The 21,587-nt window shown below is 70.6% G+C and carries 16 protein-coding genes; 7 read left to right on the top strand and 9 right to left on the bottom strand.

The features are described from left to right. Nucleotides 1–12 precede the first annotated feature (12 nt). Nucleotides 13–1,182, bottom strand: a complete 1,170-nt coding sequence (locus ACFV4K_RS13175) for an epoxide hydrolase family protein (protein ID WP_379274612.1) — start codon at nucleotides 1,180–1,182, stop codon at nucleotides 13–15. 100 nt (nucleotides 1,183–1,282) lie between these two features. On the opposite strand from ACFV4K_RS13175, the gene ACFV4K_RS13170 reads away from it, so the two are divergent. Next, the gene (locus ACFV4K_RS13170) at nucleotides 1,283–4,345 is read left to right on the top strand and encodes an AAA family ATPase (protein WP_379274610.1); all 3,063 of its coding nucleotides are present in this window, start codon (nucleotides 1,283–1,285) and stop codon (nucleotides 4,343–4,345) included. A 3-nt stretch (nucleotides 4,346–4,348) separates the two neighbouring features. On the opposite strand, the gene ACFV4K_RS13165 is transcribed toward ACFV4K_RS13170, so the two are convergent. Beyond that, entirely contained in the window at nucleotides 4,349–5,296 is a 948-nt protein-coding gene (locus ACFV4K_RS13165; protein WP_379274608.1) for a sigma-70 family RNA polymerase sigma factor, read from the bottom strand. A gap of 144 nt (nucleotides 5,297–5,440) precedes the next feature. Here ACFV4K_RS13165 and ACFV4K_RS13160 point away from each other — a divergent pair, with 144 nt between their 5' ends. Then, nucleotides 5,441–5,845 (top strand): SgcJ/EcaC family oxidoreductase, encoded by a 405-nt coding sequence (locus tag ACFV4K_RS13160; protein WP_379274606.1) that lies wholly within the window; start codon nucleotides 5,441–5,443, stop codon nucleotides 5,843–5,845. A 71-nt stretch (nucleotides 5,846–5,916) separates the two neighbouring features. Here the strand turns inward: ACFV4K_RS13160 and ACFV4K_RS13155 are convergent, their stop codons facing one another. The 6 genes from ACFV4K_RS13155 to ACFV4K_RS13130 form a co-directional block, all read right to left on the bottom strand. Continuing rightward, nucleotides 5,917–6,435, bottom strand: coding sequence for a L,D-transpeptidase (locus ACFV4K_RS13155; protein ID WP_357084405.1), 519 nt, complete (start codon nucleotides 6,433–6,435; stop codon nucleotides 5,917–5,919). Nucleotides 6,436–6,660: 225 nt separating this feature from the next. After that, on the bottom strand, nucleotides 6,661–7,824 hold the full coding sequence (locus ACFV4K_RS13150; RefSeq protein WP_379274651.1) for an MlaD family protein: 1,164 nt from the start codon (nucleotides 7,822–7,824) through the stop codon (nucleotides 6,661–6,663). 146 nt (nucleotides 7,825–7,970) lie between these two features. Beyond that, nucleotides 7,971–9,221 (bottom strand): glycosyltransferase, encoded by a 1,251-nt coding sequence (locus tag ACFV4K_RS13145; protein WP_379274604.1) that lies wholly within the window; start codon nucleotides 9,219–9,221, stop codon nucleotides 7,971–7,973. Beyond that, nucleotides 9,218–10,489, bottom strand: a complete 1,272-nt coding sequence (locus ACFV4K_RS13140) for a condensation domain-containing protein (RefSeq protein ID WP_379274602.1) — start codon at nucleotides 10,487–10,489, stop codon at nucleotides 9,218–9,220. Before ACFV4K_RS13140 ends, ACFV4K_RS13145 begins: the two co-directional genes overlap by 4 nt. Nucleotides 10,490–10,514: 25 nt before the next feature. Beyond that, nucleotides 10,515–11,501, bottom strand: a complete 987-nt coding sequence (locus ACFV4K_RS13135; protein ID WP_379274601.1) for an LLM class flavin-dependent oxidoreductase — start codon at nucleotides 11,499–11,501, stop codon at nucleotides 10,515–10,517. A 141-nt stretch (nucleotides 11,502–11,642) separates the two neighbouring features. Further along, nucleotides 11,643–12,341, bottom strand: a complete 699-nt coding sequence (locus tag ACFV4K_RS13130) for a hypothetical protein (protein WP_379274599.1) — start codon at nucleotides 12,339–12,341, stop codon at nucleotides 11,643–11,645. A 97-nt stretch (nucleotides 12,342–12,438) separates the two neighbouring features. Between ACFV4K_RS13130 and ACFV4K_RS13125 the strand changes: the two genes are divergently transcribed. Both ACFV4K_RS13125 and ACFV4K_RS13120 read left to right on the top strand, forming a co-directional pair. Continuing rightward, complete coding sequence (locus tag ACFV4K_RS13125; RefSeq protein ID WP_379274598.1) at nucleotides 12,439–13,623, top strand: acyl-CoA dehydrogenase family protein; 1,185 nt, start codon at nucleotides 12,439–12,441, stop codon at nucleotides 13,621–13,623. A 21-nt stretch (nucleotides 13,624–13,644) separates the two neighbouring features. After that, entirely contained in the window at nucleotides 13,645–14,721 is a 1,077-nt protein-coding gene (locus tag ACFV4K_RS13120; protein WP_379274596.1) for an acyl-CoA dehydrogenase family protein, read from the top strand. 190 nt (nucleotides 14,722–14,911) lie between these two features. Here ACFV4K_RS13120 and ACFV4K_RS13115 read toward each other — a convergent pair whose 3' ends face one another. Beyond that, on the bottom strand, nucleotides 14,912–17,794 hold the full coding sequence (locus ACFV4K_RS13115) for a BTAD domain-containing putative transcriptional regulator (protein ID WP_379274594.1): 2,883 nt from the start codon (nucleotides 17,792–17,794) through the stop codon (nucleotides 14,912–14,914). 230 nt (nucleotides 17,795–18,024) lie between these two features. On the opposite strand from ACFV4K_RS13115, the gene ACFV4K_RS13110 reads away from it, so the two are divergent. The 3 genes from ACFV4K_RS13110 to tuf all read left to right on the top strand — a co-directional run bounded on the left by ACFV4K_RS13110 (nucleotide 18,025) and on the right by tuf (nucleotide 21,465). After that, nucleotides 18,025–18,420, top strand: a complete 396-nt coding sequence (locus ACFV4K_RS13110; RefSeq protein WP_379274592.1) for an RsiV family protein — start codon at nucleotides 18,025–18,027, stop codon at nucleotides 18,418–18,420. A gap of 88 nt (nucleotides 18,421–18,508) precedes the next feature. Further along, nucleotides 18,509–20,053, top strand: coding sequence for an MFS transporter (locus ACFV4K_RS13105; protein WP_379274591.1), 1,545 nt, complete (start codon nucleotides 18,509–18,511; stop codon nucleotides 20,051–20,053). Between the two features lie 236 nt (nucleotides 20,054–20,289). Then, nucleotides 20,290–21,465 (top strand): elongation factor Tu, encoded by a 1,176-nt coding sequence (gene tuf / locus ACFV4K_RS13100; RefSeq protein ID WP_379274589.1) that lies wholly within the window; start codon nucleotides 20,290–20,292, stop codon nucleotides 21,463–21,465. The last annotated feature ends 122 nt before the right edge of the window (nucleotides 21,466–21,587 follow it).

Below are 21,587 nucleotides of genomic sequence, written 5' to 3'. Positions count from 1 at the left end.
CGCGCTGCCGGATCAGCTGGTCAGGCCTGCGAAGAAGGCCCGGATGTCCCCCGCGAGCAGGTCGGGCACCTCGAGTGCGGGGAAGTGGCCGCCGGAGTAGAACTCCGACCAGTGCACGACATGGTGGGCCTGCTCCGCGAAGCGCCGAATCGCGTAGTCGCCGTGGGCGAACACCGCGACACCGGTCGGCACCGTACCCTTCGGCTTGGGTGCGAACATGGTGTGGTCGTGGAAGCGCTCGAAGTAGTAGTCCGCGACGCTGCGCGCGGTGTCGGTGAGCCAGTAGACGGCCACGGTGGTCAGGATCCGGTCGCGGTCGATGGCCTGCTCGGGCAGCTCGTGACGTTCGTCGGTCCACTCCTGGTACTTCTCCACGATCCAGCCCAGCTGTCCCACGGGCGAATCCGCCAGCAGCTGCGCCAGCGTGTGCGGGCGGGAACCGGCCAGGTTCATGTACGCCGAGCCGTCGTCCTGGAACCGCTTCATGCCCGCCAGCCGCTTCCGGTCGGCCTCGCCGAGCGCGGCCATATCCGCCGGATCGCCGGTCGGGAAGGTGACCAGGGCGTTCACGTGCACACCGATCACCTGGTCGGCGTGCTCGCGGGCCAGGCGCGGGGCCACGAACGCGCCGTGATCGCCGCCCTGCACGCCGTATCGGTCGTAGCCGAGGCGCGCCATCAGCTCGGCCAGGGCGGCGGCGACTTTGCCGTCGTGCCAACCGGTTTCGGTGAGCGGGCCGGAGAAGCCGTGACCGGGCAGGGTCGGGACGACCAGGTGGAAGGCCGGGGCGTCGGGGTCGCCGTGGGCGGCCGGATCGGTCAGCGGGCCGATCAGGTCCAGGAAGTCGGCGGGGGTGCCGGGCCAGCCGTGGATCAGCAGCAGCGGGGTCGCGTCCGGGCGGGCCGAGCGGATGTGCAGGAAGTGCAGGCGCTGGCCGTCGATCGTGGTGGTGAATTGCGGGTGCGCGTTGAGGGCGGCCTCCACCGCGCGCCAATCGAACTTCTCGGCCCAGTAGGCGGCGAGCTCGCGCAGGTAGGCGGTGGGCACGCCGCGCTCCCAGCCGGTGCCGGGGATCTCGTCGATCCAGCGGGTGCGGGTCAGGCGGTCGCGCAGGTCGTCGAGATCGGCCTGCGGGATGTCGATGCGGAAGGGGTGGATGGCGCGGTTCTCGGTGTCGCTCATGCCATCGAGTTTTCCGATAAAGACCGGGTGGCCACATCACGACAATTCGTTATTCTGTGTCCCGGCTGGGCGAAATGCGAAGGTGCGGCATGATCGTGGCGTGGTGAGTTTCCCCGGCAGCAGTGTCCTGGTCGGTCGCGCCGCGGAGGTGTCCGCGGTGGTCGAGGCGGTCGGTGATGCCGGCACGCAGACCGTGCTCATCGCGGGGGAGGCCGGGATCGGGAAATCCCGGCTGGTCGCGGAGTTCACCGAGCGACTCGGCGGCGACGCGCTGGTATTGCTCGGCCGATGTCCCGAGCTCGGCGCCGCGGGCGTCGCCTACGCGCCGTTCCTGACGGTGCTGCGCGGACTCGTCAAACGACTCGGCGGCGAGGCCGTGGCGACGCTGCTGCCGCCGCATCCGGCGCTCGCCAACTGGCTGCCGCAGCTGGCCGTCCACACCGGCGGCGCGGCGCCCGAGGCCGATCGGATCCGGCTGTTCGGCGAAATCCTCACGCTGCTGGAGCAATTGGCGATGGCGCGGCCGGTGGTGCTGGTGCTCGAGGACCTGCACTGGGCCGACGACGCCAGCCGGGAACTGCTCACCTTCCTGGCCGCCAATCTCGCCGACGCCAATGCCCTGCTGGTGGGCACCTACCGGCCGGGCGAGGCGGGGCCGCTGCGCGGACTGGTCGCCGAACTGCGCCGCAACCCGGGCGTGCGGGTGCTGGAACTGCACCCGCTGACCCGGCACGAGGTCGGCCGCCAGCTCGCCGCCCTGCTCGGGCGCGAACCCGGAAGCGAGCTCATCACCAAGGTTTTCGACCGCAGCGGCGGCAACCCGCTGTTCGTCGAGGCGCTGGGCCAGTCCCCCGACGAACTCCCCGCCGACCTCGCCCACCTGCTGCTGGGATTCCAGACCGGGCTGTCCGCGCAGGCGCTCGCCGTGGTCGCCCCGGCCGCCGTCCTCGGCTCGCCGATCCACCACGACCTCCTCGCCGCGACGGTCGACCTACCCCCGGACGAGCTACCCGGAGCCCTGCGCGAACTCGTCGACCGGCACCTGCTGCTCACCACCGACACCGGCTACGAATTCCGCCACGGCCTCATCCGCCAGGCCATCTACGACCACCTGCTCCCCATCGAGCGCACCCGCCTGCACACTCGCGCCGCCGCGGCCCTGCACGCCCGCGGCGACGCCCTCGACTCCGAATCCCACGCCGACCTCGCCCGCCACGCCCGCGCCGCCGGAGACCTCGACCTCGCTCTGCGCGCCTACTGGTCCGCCATCGCCGGAGTCCCCGCCACCCACCCCGAACGCCTCCGCCTCCTCGAACAAATCCTCGCCCTCTGGGACCGAGTCCCCGCCCCCACCGAAATCCTCCCCACCACCAAACTGTCCGTCCTGGAACAGATCGTCGACGTCGCCGTCGCCTGCGGCGCCACCGAACGCGGCATCGCCGCCGCCGACGCGGCCCTCGCCCTCCTGGCCCCCGCGGCCGCCGCCGCACCCGCCACGCTGCCGATGTGGAGCCACGACGACCCGGTCGGCGAGCTCTCGGCAACCCTGGACCGTGTGACCGTCTCCGGCGCCAAAGGCGAAATCGACTATGCCGGTGCCGATCCCGAACGGTCGGCCCGGATGTACCGGCGACGGGCCTACCTGCGTGCGTCGACCGGGGCCGGGCCGGGCGCAGACCTCGAGCGGGCGCTGGCGCTCATGTCGGACGCGCCGGACAGCGTGGAACGAGCTGAGGCGCTGGTGCAGTCGGCGGCCGCGCGAGTCTTCCAGGGAGACGCGGCCGGGTCCGCGGCCCACGCGCGAGAGGCCTTGGCCATCGCGCGGCGAATCGGCGCGGACGCGCTGGTCGCGCGAGCACACGCACATCTGGGACTGGCGGGCGCTGCCGCCGCCGGTGGCTCGCTGGAAGCGGAATCGACCGAGGATTGGGCGGATTTCGGGGCCGGAGAGCACTCGCGGAGTGGTGGCGCGGCCAGCGAAACCGACTGGGCGCTGGAGCATTTCGCGCAGGCGCATCGGGCGGCGGCGCAGGCGGGGGATGCGCGGATCGTGGTGGATGTGGCCACGTGGGAGTCGGCGGTGCTGGTCGGGGCCGGGCGGTACGAGGCTGCGATCGCGGCGGTGCGGCAGGGGTTGCGGGCGGCGCACGAGTCGTTCCGGTTCGCGGAGTCGGCGCCGATTCTGTTCGTGAAGTGGGGGCAGGCGCTGGCGGCGTTGGGTCGGTGGGACGAGGCGCGGGCGGTGGTCGACGAGACGCAGCTCGAGCAGCTGCCGCCGTTGAGCCGGGCGGCGTTGCTGGTGTGCTTCGGACGGATCTCCTTGGCCACCGGAGATTTCGGGGCGGCTCGGGAAGGGGCCGTCACGGCCGCGCGGCTGCTGGGAGACAGTCGATGGGCGGCGCAGTATCGACTCGAACTGGCGGCTTTGAACTCCACACTGGCGTTGGCGGGAGACGACGGGGGCGCGGCGGCGACGGAGCTGATCCGCGTACTCGAAGGCGGCGACGGGGTCGGCACGCTGTTCACGCATCCGCACGAGGCATGGCCGCTGGTGGTGCTCGGCGCTCGAATCGCCGGAGCGCCACCGGAACTGCTCGCACTGGGGGACACGCTGCCCACGGCGTCACCGGTGGATGCCGCCCAGCGTGCCGCGTTCACGGCACACCTGGCGGGCACCGCGGCCCGCTGGTCGGAGGCCGTCACGGCCTGGCGCGGCGTCGGACGGCCCTACGACGTGGCCATCGCGCTGCTGGGTCTCGCGGAAGCGGCTGCGGCCGAATGCAATCGGGTCAAGGCGGCGTCGGCGCTGCGGGAGTCGCTCGATATCGCCGCCGCGCTGGGCGCGGTCCCGCTGTCCGCGGCCGCCACGGCGGTGGCCGAGCGAGCCCGCCTCCCGCTCGACGGATCCACCCAGCGGGCGGCGAAAGCCAAGAGCGGCACCATGTCCGGCCGCTACGGCCTGACCGCGCGCGAGCTGGACGTCCTGCACCTGGTCGCCAAGGGTCTGAGCAATCGCGCGCTGGCGGCGGAATTGTTCATCAGCGCCAATACCGCCGGCGTGCACGTCTCACGAATCCTCACCAAACTGGGCGTCGCCAGCCGGACCGAGGCCGCCGCCTTCGCCCACGAGCACGGTCTGCTGACCGCCGGTGAGAACGACTGAGGGTCAGGGCAGCCGGGGCGGCATGCCGAACAGGTCGAAGATCTCGTCGAGCTGGTAGACGATCAGATTGGTGATGAGACCGTCGCGCACGGTGAAGACCTGCAACGTGTGCCGCTCGTACCCGTCGCCGTCGCGGGAATAGGCCGTCAACCCGGGCTGGCCGTTGGCCCACACCGGCTCCAACCGCCAATCGGAGCCCTTCCATTCGAACACCCGCGCCATGAACCCGACATACGCCGCGCGGCCCAGGTACCAATTGAGCATGGGCGGCATCTCCATGATCACGTCATGGGACAGCAGCTTCTCCAGGGCGCTCAGGTCGGCGTTGCGGAAGGCGGTGACGTAGTTGTCCACCACGGCCCGCTGCTCGGCCCGCTCGGTCACCTCGTCCTCGCGAATACCGTTCTGGCCGAGCGTCTTCCGCGCCCGCTGCAAGGCGCTGTTGACGGCTGCCGGAGTCATGTCGAGAGCCTGTGCCACGTCCGCGGCGGGCCAGTCCAGCACCTCGCGCAGCACCAGCACCGCCCGCTGCCGCGCGGGCAACTGCTGCATGGCGGCGACCAGGGCGAGTCGCAGACTGCCCTGCGCCACCGCGGCGTCGGAGGGATCGCCGAGCAGCACATCCGGAATCGGTTGCAGCCACGGGATTTCCCCGCCGTGCACGAGTTCCTCGCGCGGATCGTCGCCGGGAGCGTGCCCGAGCCCCGACGGCATGGGCCGCCGCCCGCGCTGTTCGAGCGCGGTCAGACAGGCATTGGTGGCGATCCGGTACAACCAGGTCCGCATCCCGGCCCGGGTCTCGTCGTAGCCGTCGCGGGAGCGCCAGGCCCGCAGATAGGTTTCCTGCACCAGATCCTCGGCGTCCTGCACCGACCCGAGCATGCGATAGCAATGGGCCAGCAATTCGCGCCGATATCGGTCGGTGCGCGCCGCGAAGTCGGTGTCCGCCATGCTCTCACTCCTCGAAACCCGGCCCCCACCGGTCGAAACAGGGCCCTGCGGAACTTTCTACACCGCGAGCGATGAATCGGGCACACCTCGCCGGTAGGTACTCGTGAGCCGCCATACCGGGCGGCCGTCGACCGAGGAGTAACCATGAACCACACCGCCGTCCGCGAGACCACCGACCGCGACGCCGTCCTGACCGTCCTGAAGGACCTCTACGTCGCCTGGGCCGCCAATGACGCCGACGCCTTCGTCGCCGACTACGACCCCGACGCCACCTCGATCCTGCCCGGCGTGTTCCGCAGCGGCCGCGCGGCGGTGCGGGACGGCATGGCCGCCGGATTCGCGGGCCCGCTGCGCGGCTCCAGCGTCCTGGACGAACCCCAGCAGGTGCGGTTCCCGGCCCCGGACACCGCCGTGGTGGTCAGCCGCGCCGCCATTCTCATGGCCGGTGAGTCCGAGGCCCCGGCCGACCGCTGGGTGCTCGCGACCTGGACCCTGGTCCGGCGGGAGGGCCGCTGGCTGATCACGGCGTACCACAACTGCGCCGCCTGATCCGGCGCCGAAAAGACCGGTGGCACACCGGCACGGGAGGTCCCGCGCCGAGGTGCCACCGGAAGGTGTTGCTACGGAACCACTTCCACGATGTCGCCGGGGTTCAGGTAATTGAAGAACTCCCGCGCGCCGTCTGGGGTCATCCGGATACAGCCGTGCGACTTCTTGTCGACCGGTCCGATGTGGAAGGCGATGTCGCCGTTGAAGAAGACCGCGTACTCCATCGGGGCGTTGTGCATGGTGCTCCAGTGGAACGGCTTCTTGAAGGCGACGTGGAAGACGCCCGGCGGGGTCTCGTAGCCGGGCATGCCGTGGGAGATGGGGGTGGGGCCGAAGATGACCTTGCCGTTGTCCATCAGCCACGCCTCGTTGGTGCTGAGCTTGAGGCAGGCGCGCGCGCCTGCCGTCGCACACGGCGCGTTGACATCGCCGGGGGCGATGCCGGGGATGATCGCCGGAATACCGGGCACGTCCGGTCCGCCGGGCCACAATGGTTCGGCCTGCGCGGGCGCCGCCGCGAGTCCTGCGGCCGCCACGCCGGCGAAGACCGCCGAGCGCGCCGCCAAACCGAGGGAACTTCTGCTGCTCATCGCGTTCGACCCTCTCCTAGCCTTGCCCACCGCCCTGTTCGAACTCGCCTGCCAGGGCGAAGGGACTCTTCCGTTGACACAAGCACGGGACCAAGGGGTACCGGTAGATCATTCTGACTGGTGCCGTGGGCGATTCGCGGGATAAAACGCGTCAGGCACGCCGACACGCCCGTTCGAAATGCACGGCACGCCGAATCCGCCCCGCTCCCGGGCGTGGCGGAGGGTTCATTTGACCGGCGGCAGGGTGCGTTCCTGCGGGTCGACGCCGGTCGGCCGGTGCGCGCCATTATTGGGAATGTTCGGGCGCGGCGCATTGGCGGATCCGCGAATCTGCTGGTCGTCGGGCGGATTGTCGCAGTAGTTCCAGCGTCCGAAGGTGCGGTCGGTGGCGAGGAATGCCGCCAACGCCGGGACCGGATACTGGCACCACGGCCGGGTCCAGATGTCGACGATGGTGTAGAACTCGCCGTCGTGCGCGGGCACGCCCATGGCGGAGGTGCCGATGACCAGGGCCGGGAACAGCGCCCGCACCGCGGGCAGCCGCAGCAGCGCGGCCTGCACGATGGCCTGCATGGTGGTGGCCAGGCTCTGGATCGGATCCATGTTCCGGTCCAGGGTGCCGTCCAGGACGGCGATCTGCTCGGGCGCGCGATCGAGCAGCCCGCGCAGTTCCCTGTCGGCGGCGCGGGCCTGTTCGACCAGGATCGACGAATTGCGGGTCACCGTGCCCAGATCCGGCTGCGCGAGCGAGGTGGTTCCGGCGATGATCTGCAGGTTCTGCAACAGGCTGACGGTCTGCGGGAGCCGGTTGTCCAATCCGGTGGTGGCCACGCTCAAGCCCTCGATGAGCCCGCGCAGCTGATCGGGCCCGCCGCCGAGCGCGATGTCCAGCTGATCGAGGATCACGCCCACTTTGTCCGGATCGATCGAGGCGATGAGTTCATTGGTGTCGGTCAGCGTCTGCCACACCGGTGTCGGGGTGCTGATCTTGCTCGGATCGAACCGCACCACCTGCCCGTCGTGCAGGAACGGCGGCGCGTCGGTGTGCGGGCGGAAATCGATGTACTGCTCGCCCGCGGCGGACAATGCCGCCACCGCGATCTCGGTGTCGGCCGGGATCTTGTACTTCTTCTCGATGTCCGCCGTCGCCGCGATCCCGGCCCCGCCGTCGATGATGTCGACCGATCGGACCGAACCGACCCGGAACCCGCGCCAGGTCACATCGTTACCGGCCTGCAGACCGCCGGAGCGATCCAGTTGCACGGTGACCGCGTAGGTGTTGCCCGGTCTCTGCACCCGCGCCACCGAGACCAATAGATATCCGGCTCCGACCGCGAGCAGCACGATCAGAGCCAGATTCGAGTAGAGCAGTTTATGTCCGCGCAGCACGCTCAAGAGGCCCGCCTCCACCGCTGAATAGCAGCCAATAGGGTTCGATGCACAGCAACTACCAGGCGAAACTGCGCGCTATCTAACCACAGTCGGGCCGCTGGACCCGGCGGGGGCGGGTGGTCCGGGCGGGGCGAGTTACACCCTCACCCCTTTCGCAGCGCGCCCAGGTGCGCCTCGATGGCCTTCACGGCCTGGCCGACCCCGTCCTCGGCGGCGATCCGGGCGGCCACCCGAGTCGCGTTGTCGCGCAGCGCGGTATCGGTGGTGGCGCGCCGGAGGGCGTCGGTGAGCCGGTCCTCGGACATCTTCGAGTACGGGATGGTCGCCGGGCTCACGCCCAGATCGATGAGGCGCTGCGCCCAGAACGGCTGATCGGCGTAGACGGGCGCGCCGATGGCCGGGACGCCGGCGCGCAGCCCCGCTGCGGTGGTGCCCGCGCCGCAGTGGTGGACCACCGCCGCCATGCGCGGGAACAGCCAATCGTGCGGGGCCTCACCGATGGTCAGCACGTCGTCGCCGCTGACGTCGAGGTTGAGCCAGCCGCTCTGCACGACGCCGCGCACGCCCGCCCGGCGCAGGGCCCCGGCGATGATCCGGCCGGTGCGGGCGGTGCCTTCCTTGCTGTCGGCCATGCTACCGAAGCCGATGAACACCGGCGGCGGACCGGCGGCCAGGAAATCGGTCAGTTCGGCGGGCGGTTCCCAGCCGTCGGGGCGCGGCGGCCACCAGTAGCCGGTGACCTCCAGCCCGGCCCGCCAATCGGCCGGGCGCGGTACGACACTGGGGGAGTAGCCGTTGAGCATCGGCCAGCCCGCCGCGGTCCGGGCCCGGCGCAGGTCGTACACCGAGATCGGCGGCAGCCCGAGTTCGCGCCGGAAGAAGGCGACGGTGCCCGCGTAGAAGCGGTCGTTGAACCAGGCCCCGAAATCGGCGGCCAGCCGGTTGCCGCGCGCGCCGAAATCGTAAGCGCCGTAGCCGGACGGCGCGTGCTCGGCGGTGGCGGACAACGGCTGGAACCGCAGCCCGATCGAGGGGATGCCCTTGGCTTCCGCGAGTGCCAGGCCCGCGTATTCCGTCGGCGGCGGCAGCAGCAGGACATCGGCGGGCTCATCGAGCAGCGCCCGGATCATGCCCAGTCCGAGACTGCGAACTCCCTTGGGGGAGGAGAACTTCCAGCCCGCGGAGAGTCGATTGACATCCGGATCGGTCATGTCGATGTCGATATCGTGGGTCATCTCCCGGAATTCGAGCCCGCATCCGGTGATCTGCTCCGCGAACAGGGTGTGCGCGGCCACCACCACCTCGTGTCCCGCGTCGCGCAGCCCCACACCCAGCCCGGTCAGCGGCGCGATATCGCCGCGACTGCCGATGCCGACCAGAACGATCCTGCTCATCGGACCTCCACACTCTCGATAATGGTCAGCCAGCGGGTGACGATGGCCCGCATCCGATCCGCGCCGATGCCGCCGTCGGGGGAGTGCACCGAATAGTGCACCTGTTCCACGCCTTCGGGCTTGCTGGTGCCCAGGAACAGGCTCATGTCGAACATCCTCAGCCGGGCCTGCTCCCGCGAATGCGCGTCCGGAATCCACACGCCCACGTCGCCGAGGAAGTTGAAGTAGAACTTCGGCGAGTTGAAGGTCAGGAAATGCGACCAGCTTTCGGGGTGATGCCAGCGCAGCAGCGTGAAATCCTCGGGGTGCGCGGGATATCCGTCGAGGGCGTCGTGCAGCCGGTCGCCCAGGGTGCCGGTGGCGGGGCGCAACAGCCACGGGTAGTCGTCGGAGATCCAGGCCACCGTGCGTGACAGGTCGGTGCCGGGCCGCAGCCGACTGTAGCGGCCGTGCTTCTGCACGGTGATGGGCCGGGCCACGCCGGTCGCGTCCTCGATGGCCAAACCCAGTGTGACGAGCAGGATCCGGGTGTAGCTGGCCCCCAGTGCGGCGGGCAGTTCGACCAGCAGGCGCTGTGCCAGCGCGCCGTCGATGACGCCGTCGAAATGCGCCGATTTCGGGGTGGCGGGCCGGTCCAGGGTGGTCGGTTCGATGTCCGAGGCGGCCAGCCAATAGTCGCGTTCGCCGACCCGGGTCTTCGCGTACTGGTCGAGGAATTCCGCCCACTCCGATCCGGTGATCGGCTCCGGCGGCAGCGCGATCTCCTCGCCCGCTTCCCATTGCCGGGCGTAGGTGGCGATGTCCTCCCACAGCACCCACATGGAGATGCCGTCGATGGCGATGTGGTGGGCGGTGAACAGCAGGATGTTCACGTCGAAAGAGCGGGTGAGCAGCGCCGCGGTGACGATCTTCCCGGCGGTCGGGTCCAGCCGCAGATTGGCCGCGGCGGACTGCTCCTGGATGAGGATGGTGAGCGCCTCGGCGTCGAGGTCCTCGATGTCGATGGCCCGCACGTCGACGCGGGCCGGATCGATGACGCCGCCGGATTCGGGCTCGATCTCGCAGGACGCGTTCTCGCCGTAGCTGTATCGGCTGCGCAGCGATTCGTGGGTGTCGATCAGGGTGTTGATCAGCTTGCGCGCGTCCTCGAGGCCCATGCCGACCGGAACCGGGCAGGGGATGGTGACACCGAAGACGGCGGGATTCTCGTCCCAGGTCAGGAATTTCTTGGCGGCGGCCGTCAGCCGCCCGGGGCGCAGATCTGTCATGAACTTCCTCTTGCCGGTGGTCGGGTCATCGAACGGTGGTGAGGGACAGCACGTCCTCGCCCAGCAGGCGCAGGCTGTCCCAGCCCGCCTCGATCGGCAGGCCGCCGATCAGCGGGTTCATCAGGATCTCGGTGCGCCCGGCCGCGATCTGGTCGCGCAGCTGCGCCGGGGTGAGGATCTCCAGATAGCCGTGGGCGCGCAGGGACTCGACCGAATCCGGCACGGCGTCGTGCGGGCGGTGAATGCCCTCCCGGCCCCACGACGCGTACTCGCGGATCTCGGTGAGAATGTGCGGGGCGAAGTCGTGCCAGGCCCGATCCGGGTCCTCGTGCAGCAGGGTGTGGCGGCTGTCGGGCTCGGGCTTGTGGATGTAACCGCTTGTGCCGCAGCGGGTCAGCTCGCGCTCGTAGAGCTCTTCGACCTCCGGTGCGGGCAAGGGCAGCGCCAGCCCGAGCCCGAAGCGCGCGGCCCGCCGGGCGGTCGCCGGGCTCATTCCGGCGATGAGCAGATGCGGATGCGGCTTGCTGAACGGCTTGGGCGTGACGTCGAAGGACTGCCCGCCGCGTCGCACGGGCTCGTCGCGCCAGGCCGCGAGCATGATCTCCAGCGCCTCGTCCATGAGCTTGCCGCGGCGCGTGAAATCCTTTCCGAGCGCGGCGTATTCGGCTGGTCGGTACCCGATCGCGGCGAGAATGGTCAGTCGCCCGCCCGCCAGATTGTCGAGCACCGCCAGATCCTCGGCCAGCCGCACCGGGTCGTACAGCGGCACGATCAACGCCCCGATGCTGATCCGGATCCGCTCGGTGCGAGCCGCCACCGCCGCCGCCATGAGCAGCGGCGCGGGCAGCCACCCGGTGCCCGACCCGTGATGCTCCTCGACATTCACCACCGCGAACCCGACCCGCTCGGCGTACTCGGCCATCTCGAGCGCGGCCCGATACCGCTCGTGATTCCCGGCTCGGGGGTCGTCGACATTGGTCATATTGAGCTCGAGCGCCGCCACCACGTTCATGCCAAGCAATATCGAATGACCCAGTGCCCCAGGACAACCTGCGGAGAAGCCCCAGTCTAGTGCCGTGCTCGAGGGTGCCACCACCGGCAGAGGTGCGCGGTGTCGCGCTGCCACCGGTGGGGGTACTCACCGGTGTGGCGACTACTCCCGGGGTTCGTCCAGCAAGCCGAGTTGGGCTGCGCGCACCCCGATCTGGAAGCGGCTGCGCACGCCGAGGCGGGTCATGAGGTCGGCGATGTGGCGGCGGTAGGTGCGCAGGGACATCTCGAGGCGGCGGGCGGCGGTCTCGTCGATGAGGCCCAGATTGAGGGTGTTGAGGACCGTGCGGGCGGTGGGGCTCAGGTCGATGGGGTCGGTGTGGACGCGGCCGGCGAGACCGTGGCCGGATTGCCAGCTGAGCAGGGCGAATTGGTGCAGGGCGCGGAGCACGGCCGGTTCGCGGACCAGGTAGGCGTAGGGGTGATCGGCTCCGGCGCCGCTCCACAGCACCGCGACGGTGCGGTCGAGGATCAGGACGTTGTGGAAGTCGTTGTCGGTGACGCGGATCTGCGCGCCGAGCGAGGATTGCCGCAGCAGCGGTTGGTGGTCGCGGATCTCCAGATAGTCGGGGGAGTAGAGGAGCCGGACCTCCTTGCCCGCGGCCAGCAGGTCGTCGACGACCACCTGGCCCAGGCGGAGATGATCGGTGGAGTGGGTGGGGTTCGAGACCGCCACCACCGCCTCGCGCCGGGCGTAGCGGAGCAGGTGGTGGACATCCTGGTCCCAGTGCCCGTCCTGGCTGAACCGGACGATCCCGGTGGCCGGCTGCCCGGTCACGACGGTCGGCTGTCGCTGCATCACTTCCCCGATCCTGGCAGGTGACCGGGGGTTTCCCTGGAATCTGGCAGCTTCCTGCCAGCGGGGCGGATCCGGCCCGGCCGATTCCTACCTTCCATTTATGCACATCAGTTTGAGCGAAGAACAGCACCGCCTGCGCAAGCGGCTGCGCGAGTATTTCGCCGACCTCGCCACCCCCGACGTGCGGGCGGCGCTGCGGTCGGGGCCGGGCGGGGAGCACGGCGACGGAACCGTCTACAAGGAGGTGGTGCGCCGGCTGGGCGCGGACGGCTGGCTGGTACTGGGGTGGCCGGAAGAGCACGGCGGACAAGGACGTTCGATGCTCGACCAGCTCATCTTCCTGGACGAGGCCGCGGCCGCCGGCGTGCCGCTGCCGTACCTGACCGTGAACACCGTCGGGCCGACCATCATGCGCTACGGCACCGAGGAACAGAAGGCCTACTTCCTGCCGCGGATCGCGCGGGGCGACCTGCATTTCTCCATCGGCTATTCGGAGCCGAACGCGGGCACCGACCTGGCCTCGTTGCGCACCCGCGCGGTGCGCGACGGCGACGAATGGGTGGTCAACGGCGAGAAGATGTGGACCAGCCTCATCGAATACGCCGACTACATCTGGCTGGCCGCGCGCACCGACCCGGCGGCGGGCAAGCACGCCGGGCTGTCGATCTTCATCGTTCCGACCACCGCGCCAGGGTTCTCGTGGACGAAGGTGCACACCATGGCCGGTGTCGGCACCAGCGCCACCTACTACTCCGACGTGCGGGTGCCCGCGGCGAACCTGGTGCACGGGAAGAACCGGGGCTGGGCGCTGATCACCAATCAGCTCAATCACGAACGGGTGGCGCTGGCCTCGGCCGCACCGCTCGAGGAGTCGCTGCGGCAGGTCGTCGCGTGGGCGCGCGCCACCACCCTGCCGGACGGGACCCGGGTCATGGACGCCGAATGGGTGCGCCTGCACCTGGCCCGCGTGCACGCCCATACCGAGTACCTGAAGCTGCGCAACTGGCGGACCGCGTGGGCCGCCGATCGCGGCGAGCTCGGCCCCGCGGACGCCTCGGCCACCAAGGTGTTCGGCACCGAATTCGCCATCGAGGGCTACCGCCTGCTCATGGAGGTGCTCGGGGCCGCGGCCGTGCTGCGCGCCGATTCCCCGGGCACACTGCTGCTCGGACGACTCGAACGGTTCCATCGCACCGCGCTCATCCTGACCTTCGGCGGCGGGATCAACGAGGTGCAGCGCGACATCATCGCCAAGAACGCCCTCGGGCTGCCCGTCACCCGCTGAGCCGAACACAGGAGCAGGACAATGGATTTCGAATACACCGAGGCGCAGCGGGACCTGTCGGGACTGGCCCGCGCACTGCTCACCGACTGGGCCGGACGGCATCCCCGCCCGGAGGACACCGGGTTCGACGCGGAGCTGTGGGGCGCGATGGCCGGCGCGGGACTGCTGGACGCGGCGCTGCCCGAGCAGGCGGGCGGCGGCGGGTACGGGCTGCTCGAACAATGCAGCGTGCTGATCGAGATCGGCCGGACCGTCGCGCCCGCACCGTATGCCACGAGCATCGCCGTGGTCGCGGCGGCACTGGCCGAATTCGGCGACCACTCGCAGGTGCGGCGCCGGCTGCGGCCGATGTTGCGGGGTGAGAGCACGCTCGCGCCCGCACTCGCCCGCGACGTCGCGTCCTTCGAGGCCGAACGCGGCGAGCAGGGCTGGCGGGTCCGGGGTTCCCACTCGGTGGTCGCGGCGGGAGCCTTCGCCGACGGCTACCTGATCGAGGCTCGAAGCGGGGCGGACTCGGTTCTGCTCCTGGTGGATCGGGAGGTCGAGGGCGTCACGGTCACCCGGCAGCACGCGGTGAACGGCACCGACGCGGCCCTGCTGGAACTGGATACCGTCCTGATCCCGTGGGCCGACGCGATCTCAGCGCCCGAAGCGCCCGCGTGGGCCCGTCGCCGCGCGGCCTTGGCCGTCTGCGCCCACCAGTTGGGCGTCCTGGAACGGTCGCTGGAGATGACGGCCGAATACGCCCGCACCAGACAGCAATTCGACAAGCCGATCGGCGCGTTCCAGGCGGTGCGTCAGCGTCTGGCCGACGCCTACATCGATGTCGAGGCCGTCCGCCTGACCCTGTGGCAGGCCGCCTGGCGGGAATCGCACGGCCTGGCAGCGGAATCCGAGATCGACGTGGCGAAGTTCTGGGCGTCCGAGGCCGGTCACCGCGTCGCGCACACGGCCGTCCACGTGCACGCCAGCACCGGCATCTACCTCGACTATCCGATGCAGCGCTACTTCACGGCCGCCAAACGAGCCGAGTTCGAATCGGGGACGGCCACCGCGCACCTGCGTGGCCTCGGTCTGGCCCTGGACGTCCCGGTGTGATCGCGGGTGATGCGGTGGAGCCGTCGCCGCGGTGGGCGACGGCCGTCCGACCCGCATGAACCGAATGCGCACCCCTCGTGACGCATGCGGACATGACCTCATCGCGCGCGGGAACCCCGGAGGTTGCAGCCCCGAGGCGCCCGCGTGGATGCAGGTTCCCACGGGCCGATAAAAAGCGAATAAACGTTCTCTATGAGTGGTCGGGCCCTGGTGAGAACAGGGTCGCGGGGGTCGGGGCGGGCAGTCCGGCGCGGCGGAAGATCTCGGCGGCGTCGGCGTGCTCCCGGGCGGCGGCCTCGGCGTCGCCGGTGCGGGCGGTGGCGCGCAGGAACAGGGCGCGGGCCCGGTCGAGGGGGTCGGCCGCCTTGCTCAGCAGTCGCAGGGCCTGGGTCGCCTCGGATTCCGCGGCGGCGTCGTGCCCGGCGCGCAGGTGGATCTGGGCCAGCCGGGTGCGGGCCCAGCCCTCCCACAGGCGCACGCCGTTGCGGTGGGTCATGCGCACCGCGTCGGCCGCCAGCTCGAGCGCGAGCTCGTGGTCGTCGAGCATGGACCGGGTGGCCGCCAATTCGTGGGTGGCCCAGCCCAGCGCGACCGCGTTGGATGACTCCTGGGCCAGCGCGATGGCCCGCTCGGCCACCGCCACCGCCTCGGCGTACTGCCCGGATTCGCACAGGGTGCGGGTGGCGAGCGCCAGGATCCAGGCTTCCAGCGAGCGGTCGTCGAGCGCCCGGGTCCAGGCGATGGCATTGGCGTAGTGCCGGTGCGAGTCCTTGGTATTGCCGATGCGCCGATCCGCCACCCCGAGCAGGATCTCGCCCAGCACCTGCAACCGCCGCTCGGCGTCGTCGGCGGGCTGCGAGATGGGTTGCAGGAATTCGAGACTGGCCTCGACTTCGCCGAGCCCGATCTGCATCATGGCGCCCAGCGCCACCCGCAGCCGCCGGGAGCTGGCGTGGTCGTCGTCCCGGACCGCGGTGTCCAGCAGAGCTTTCAGGCCGTCGGCGAGTTCGCGGGCGCGGCTGCCGGTGTCCATCAGCTCCGCCATCACCCAGGCCAGATCCGCGGCCAGCGCCACCGCCCGGCCGCCCAGCCGGGCCGCCTGCCGGTACAGGGCGATGATCACCGGGCGCTCGATATCGTTCCAGGACTGGCCTTCCGCACCGCCGGCGAAGCTGTGGCCCGGGACGGTGGTGGGCACCAGCAGCAGGGTTGTGTTGCTGTAATCCAGTGCGCCGAGCAGGTTCTTGGTGCTGGCCAGGTAGTAGTCCAGCAGGCGGGCCACGATCTCGGCCTCGCCCTCACCGGCGTCGTGGCCGCCCGCGAGGTGTGCGGCGAACAGCCGCAGCAGGTCGTGGAAGCGGTAGCGGCCGGGCGCGGGTGTCTCCAGCAGGCTCAGATCGACCAGGGATTCGCACACCAGCTCGGCCTGGGGCACCGGGACGCCCAGCAGCGCGGCGGCCCCGTCGACCGGGAAGTCGGGCACATCAGCGCGGGCAAGGGTACGGAAAGCTCTGGCCTGCTCGGTGTTCAGCTGGCCGTACCCGAGCCGGAAGGCGGCCTCCAAGGTGAGGTCGCCGGTCTGCAGGACCTCCAGCCGCTGGTTCTCGTCGGCCAGCCGCGCGACCAGGGAGGCGATGGTCCACTGCGGCCGCACCGCCAGCCGCGCGCCGACGATCCGCACCGCTAGCGGCAGGCACGCGCACTGCTCGATCACCGCGAACGCCGCGTCCTGTTCGGCGGCAACGCGCTCGGCGCCGAGGATGCGGGTCAGCAGGGTCATGGCCTCCACGGGTTCGAGGACGTCGAGGCGGGTGCGGCGGACCGCGGGCAGCTCGGTGAGCGCGGAGCGGCTGGTGATCAGGACCGCGGTGCCGGGCGTGCCGGGCAGCAGCGGCGACACCTGGGCGGCGTCGCGGGCATTGTCGAGGACCATGAGAATCCGCTTGTCGCTCAACAGGGTTCGCAGATGCGCGGCCCGATCGTCGACGGCGGGCGGGATATCGCCCTCGGCGACCCCGAGGCCGCGCAGGAATCCGCCCAGGGCGTCGCCGGTGGGCAGCGGGTCGGGGTCCACGCCGCGCAGGTTCACATACAGCTGGCCGTCCGGGAATCGGTCGCGCACCTGGTGGGCGACATGCAGGGCCAGGGTGGTCTTGCCGACCCCGCCCATGCCGCCGACCGCGGAGATGGCCACCGCCGGCCCGCCGCCGGTGAGCTGGGCCGCGATCTGCTCGGCCACCCGGGAGCGACCGGTGAAATCGGCGATGTCGGGCGGCAATTGGGCCGGGGCGAGCCGGGCGGGGGCCGGGCGCGCCACGCTCGGCAGGTCGGCGCGCAGGATGCGGGCGTGCACCTCGCTCAGTTCCGGGCCGGGTTCCACGCCGACGCCGTCGACCAGGGCGCGGCGGGCGCGGCCGTATTCGTCGAGCGCTTCGGCCTGGCGGCCGCAGTGGTAAAGGGCGGTCATGAGCAGCGCGCGGAAGCGTTCCCGCAGCGGATGTTCCTCGATGAGCGGGCCCAGTTCGGCGACCGCCTCGGCGCTGCGGCCGGTTTCGATGTCGAGGGCGAGCCGGTCCTCGAGGATGGACAGCCGCCACTGCTCGAGCCGGGCGCGCTGGCGTTCGGCGTACGGGCCGGGCAGACCGCCGAGAGCCGCGCCCTGCCAGCGGGACAGCGCCGAATCGAGGGTGCCGCGGGCGCTGTCGGGGTCCTCGTGCCGCAGTCGTTCGGCGGCCGCGACCTGGCCCGCGACGTCGTGAATGTCGGTGTGGCCGGGCGGTAGTCGCAGCACGTACCCGTCGCCGACGGAGACCAGCAGGCTGGAGGGTCCGCGATTGGCGCGGTCGGGTTCGAGTTCGCGGCGGAGTTTGGCGACGTGGGTGCGCAGCGCGGGGACGGCGCGCAGCACCGGGTCCTCGCCCCAGATGCCCTCGACGAGTTCGGCGGCCGTGACCGCCTTGCCCTCGCGCAGCAACAGTGCGGCGAGCACCGCCCGCCGTTGCGGCGGGCCCAGATCCAGGGGCGTGTCCCCGCGCCATGCGCGGACCTCGCCCAGTACCGAGAACCTCAGCAAACCGACCTCCCCGTTCGGCAGTCTAGAGGGGCCGAGCCGCCGCTGATCAGCCGCCTGTCCTGCACCGATCCTCACCTTTCGTCGCTCCGGAACCGGGCCCGCCGCCGCAGACCGCCTATATCCTGCGCGCCACCGGGCCGATTGGTGGGCCATTGGCCGGTTCCAAGCCGCCGGACCGACTCTGATCGTGGGCGACGAACCGGACGCCCCCGAATCCCTGGAGGCATCCCATGCGGTTGAAGTCCGCCGCCGTCATCGCCGTATGCGCTCTGTCGCTGGGCATGGCCGCCTGCGAGGCAGGGCATACGCCCAGCGGTCCCGGCGGTGTCGGCACGCCCGCGGTGACCAGTGACCCGATCGTCGACCAGCAGCGCGGCCGCCAGCATTTCGTGTCCTCCTCCGCGCGGATGACCAACGGCCCCAAGGCCGACGTGCGCATCGACGTGAGCCTGCCGCAGGTCAAGGTCGAGGGCACGGGCTGGACCGCCACCCCGGCGGGCGTGCACCTGTACTTCCCGCAGGGCCAGATCACCCCCGATGCGGCGGGCACCGTCGACGTCACCGTCCCGTGGTCGGAGCTGAAGGGCGTGCCGAAGCTGGGCGCGCTGGCGACGCTGTCGAGCTGATCGACTGTCGCCGAACCGATATCGCGCGGTCGTCCGCCACGCCGATCGAAACCGGACGGCCGCTATCGGTGCCCCGTAATCTGGGGAGGTGGCAATCGGTGGCACGTCGCGCGGTGCGGCGCGGCCCGGAATCGCGTTGGCCACGGTCACCGCGGTCCTGTTCGTGACCTTCCTCGACACGACCGTCGTCAGCGTCGCGCTGGCCGACATCCGCTCGGATCTGAGCACCGATGTCCAGCTGCTGCAATGGGTCGTCAACGCCTACACGCTGGTGTTCGCGAGCCTGATGCTCGCCGCCGGATCGCTGGGCGACCGGTGGGGTCGCAAACGGGTGATGGTGATCGGCCTGGTGATCTTCGGTGCGGGATCGGTGATTTCGGCGCTCGCCACGAGCGTGCCGGTGCTGATTCTCGGGCGCGCGGTCATGGGCGTGGGGGCGGCCGCGTCCGAGCCGGGCACGTTGTCGGTGCTGCGGCAGGTGTTCCCCGACGCCAGAACCCGCGCGAAGGCGCTGGGAGCGTGGGCGGCGGTGTCCGGGCTGGCGCTGGCCGTGGGGCCGGTGCTGGGCGGGGCGCTCGTCGGGGCGTGGGGGTGGCGGTCGATCTTCTGGTTCAACCTGATCATCGGGGTCGTGGTGCTGGTGGCGGCGTTGCGGTACGTGCCCGAGAGCGCGGATCCGCGACCGGGGCAGATGGATTGGCTCGGATCGCTGCTCGGTGCGATCTTCCTGGGCGCGGTGATCTTCGCGGCGATCACGGGGGAGAGCCGGGGGTATGACGCGCCGTCGGTGATCGTGTTGTTCGTGGTGGGGGCGGTCGCGTTCGTGGCGTTCCTGATCGTCGAGACGCGAGTCCGCAACCCGGTCTTCGATTTCCGGTATCTGCGGCTGCCGCCGGTGCGCAGTGCGCTGGTGGTCGCGTTCGCGGTGTACTTCGGGGTCTTCTCGATCTTCTTCTTCACCGCGCTGTATCTGCAGGTGATGATCCACTATTCGGCCGGGCGCACGGCGGCGGTGTTCGCGCCGATGGCGGTCGCCATCGTGGCGGGGTCGCTGGCGGCGGGGTTCTGGGTGGCGCGCAGTGGGGCGCGGATGCCGATGATCGTGGGGTGCGTGCTGGGGGCGGGCGGGATTCTGCTGACCCGGCATTCGCTGGACGGCACGGTCGAATTCACGCCGCTCGCGATCACGCTGGCGGTGGCCGGGCTCGGGTTCGGGATCGCGGTGGTGCCGTTGACCTCCGCTGTGCTGACCGGAGTGCCCGCTGAGCATTCGGGAATGGCTGCCGCGGCTACCAACACCATGCGGCAAGTGGGGGCGGCGGTTGGAGTCGCGGTGCTCGGGTCGCTGGTCAACGGGTTCCTCACCGCCGACCTGCGCGCTCGTATGACCGAGTTGGGGCTGCCGGACAACCTGCAGCCGATCGCCATCGACGCGGTGGAACGTGGGCGTATCCCCGCGGGCGTCGACCTGGCGACTGCGCTGAAATACGCCCCGCACGTGAACGAGGTTCTGCAGACGGCGACGGTCGCCTTCCATCACGGACTCGATGTGGCACTGCTGGTTTCGGCCGTCATGATCCTGGCCGCAGCGGTCTTCGTAGCCGTCAGCGGCTTCGGCCCGGCACGAAAATGACTGGCGCGAGCCAGCTTCCGCCGGGCAGCATGTCTCACATGTTCCCGCAGTCCATCGCCGCATACCCCGCAGTCGCGGGCGCGATGGCTGCGCTCCACCTCCCTGCGCTTGCCCTGGCGGCATCCGCATTCGACGGCGCACGACGCTGACCTTCTCCGGGACGTCCCGGGACCTCAGACGGGGAAGGTCGGCTCGCTGCTGAGGTCCCCTCGAACATCCCGGATGGAGAATTCATCATGGCCAAGCAGGCCTATGTCCGCACCAAGCCGCACCTGAACATCGGCACCATGGGTCACGTCGACCACGGCAAGACCACGCTGACCGCCGCCATCACCAAGGTGCTGGCGGAACGCGGCGGCACCGCTTTTGTCCCGTTCAATCGGATCGACCGGGCGCCGGAGGAGATCGAGCGCGGCATCACCATCAATATCGCCCACGTCGAATACGAGACGGCGACACGGCATTACGCGCATGTGGACATGCCGGGGCACGCCGACTTCGTGAAGAACATGATCACCGGCGCGGCCCAGCTCGACGGGGCCATCCTGGTGGTGTCGGCGGACGACGGCGTGATGCCGCAGACCGCCGAGCACGTGCTGCTGGCGCGGCAGGTGGGCGTCGAGCACATCGTGGTCGCGCTCAACAAGTCCGACGTCGCCGACGGCGAGCTGCTGGAGCTGATCGAGCTGGAGGTACGAGAGCTGTTGTCCGCCAACGGCTACGACGGCGACGGCGTACCCGTGGTGCCGGTTTCCGGGCTGCGGGCGCTGGAGGGCGACCAGCACTGGTCCGACCAGCTGGTGCGGCTGCTCGACGCCGTCGACGAGTACGTGCCCATGCCGGAGCGCTACCTCGACGCGCCGTTCCTCATGCCCGTGGAGAACGTGCTCACCATCACCGGCCGCGGCACCGTGGTGACGGGGGCGGTGGAGCGCGGCGTGGTCCGGATGGGCGACAAGGTCGCGGTGCTGGGCTACGGCGGCGCGATCGAGGCCGTGGTCACCGGCGTCGAAACCTTCGGCCGCACCATGGAATCGGCCGAGGCCGGCGACAATGTGGCGCTGCTGCTGCGCGGTGTGCAGCGTGGTCAGGTGGCGCGCGGCCAGGTGGTCGCGGCGGTGGGCAGCATCGCCGTGCACACCGGGTTCACCGCGCGCGTCCGGCTGCTGACCGCCGCGCAGGGCGGCCGGCGCACGCCCATCGCCAGCGGCTACCGCCCGCAGTTCTTCGTCCGTACGGGCGACGTCTCCGGGCAGGTGACGCTGCCGGAGGGGCGCGCCATGCCGGGCGACACCATCGAACTGGCGGTGGCCCTCGACCGCGCCGTCCCGCTGGAACCGGGGCTGGGATTCGCTGTGCGCGAAGGCAACCTGACGGTCGCCGCGGGCACGGTGCTCACGGTCGACGGGTAGGCGGCGCGTGAGAGTGGTCGAGGGCGGATCGAATCCGTCCTCGACCCCACACAACCCCGGTTGGTTTTGGGCGCGTGCCCCAGGGGGGCAAACGCGGTGTGGTTACACCCGGCAAAACCCAC

The organism is Nocardia sp. NPDC059764 (genome assembly GCF_042732555.1).
In the GTDB taxonomy this organism is placed as follows: Bacteria; Actinomycetota; Actinomycetes; order Mycobacteriales; family Mycobacteriaceae; genus Nocardia.
The sequence above is the reverse complement of the archived record's forward strand: the minus strand, read 5'-3'. Positions and strand labels throughout refer to the sequence as shown.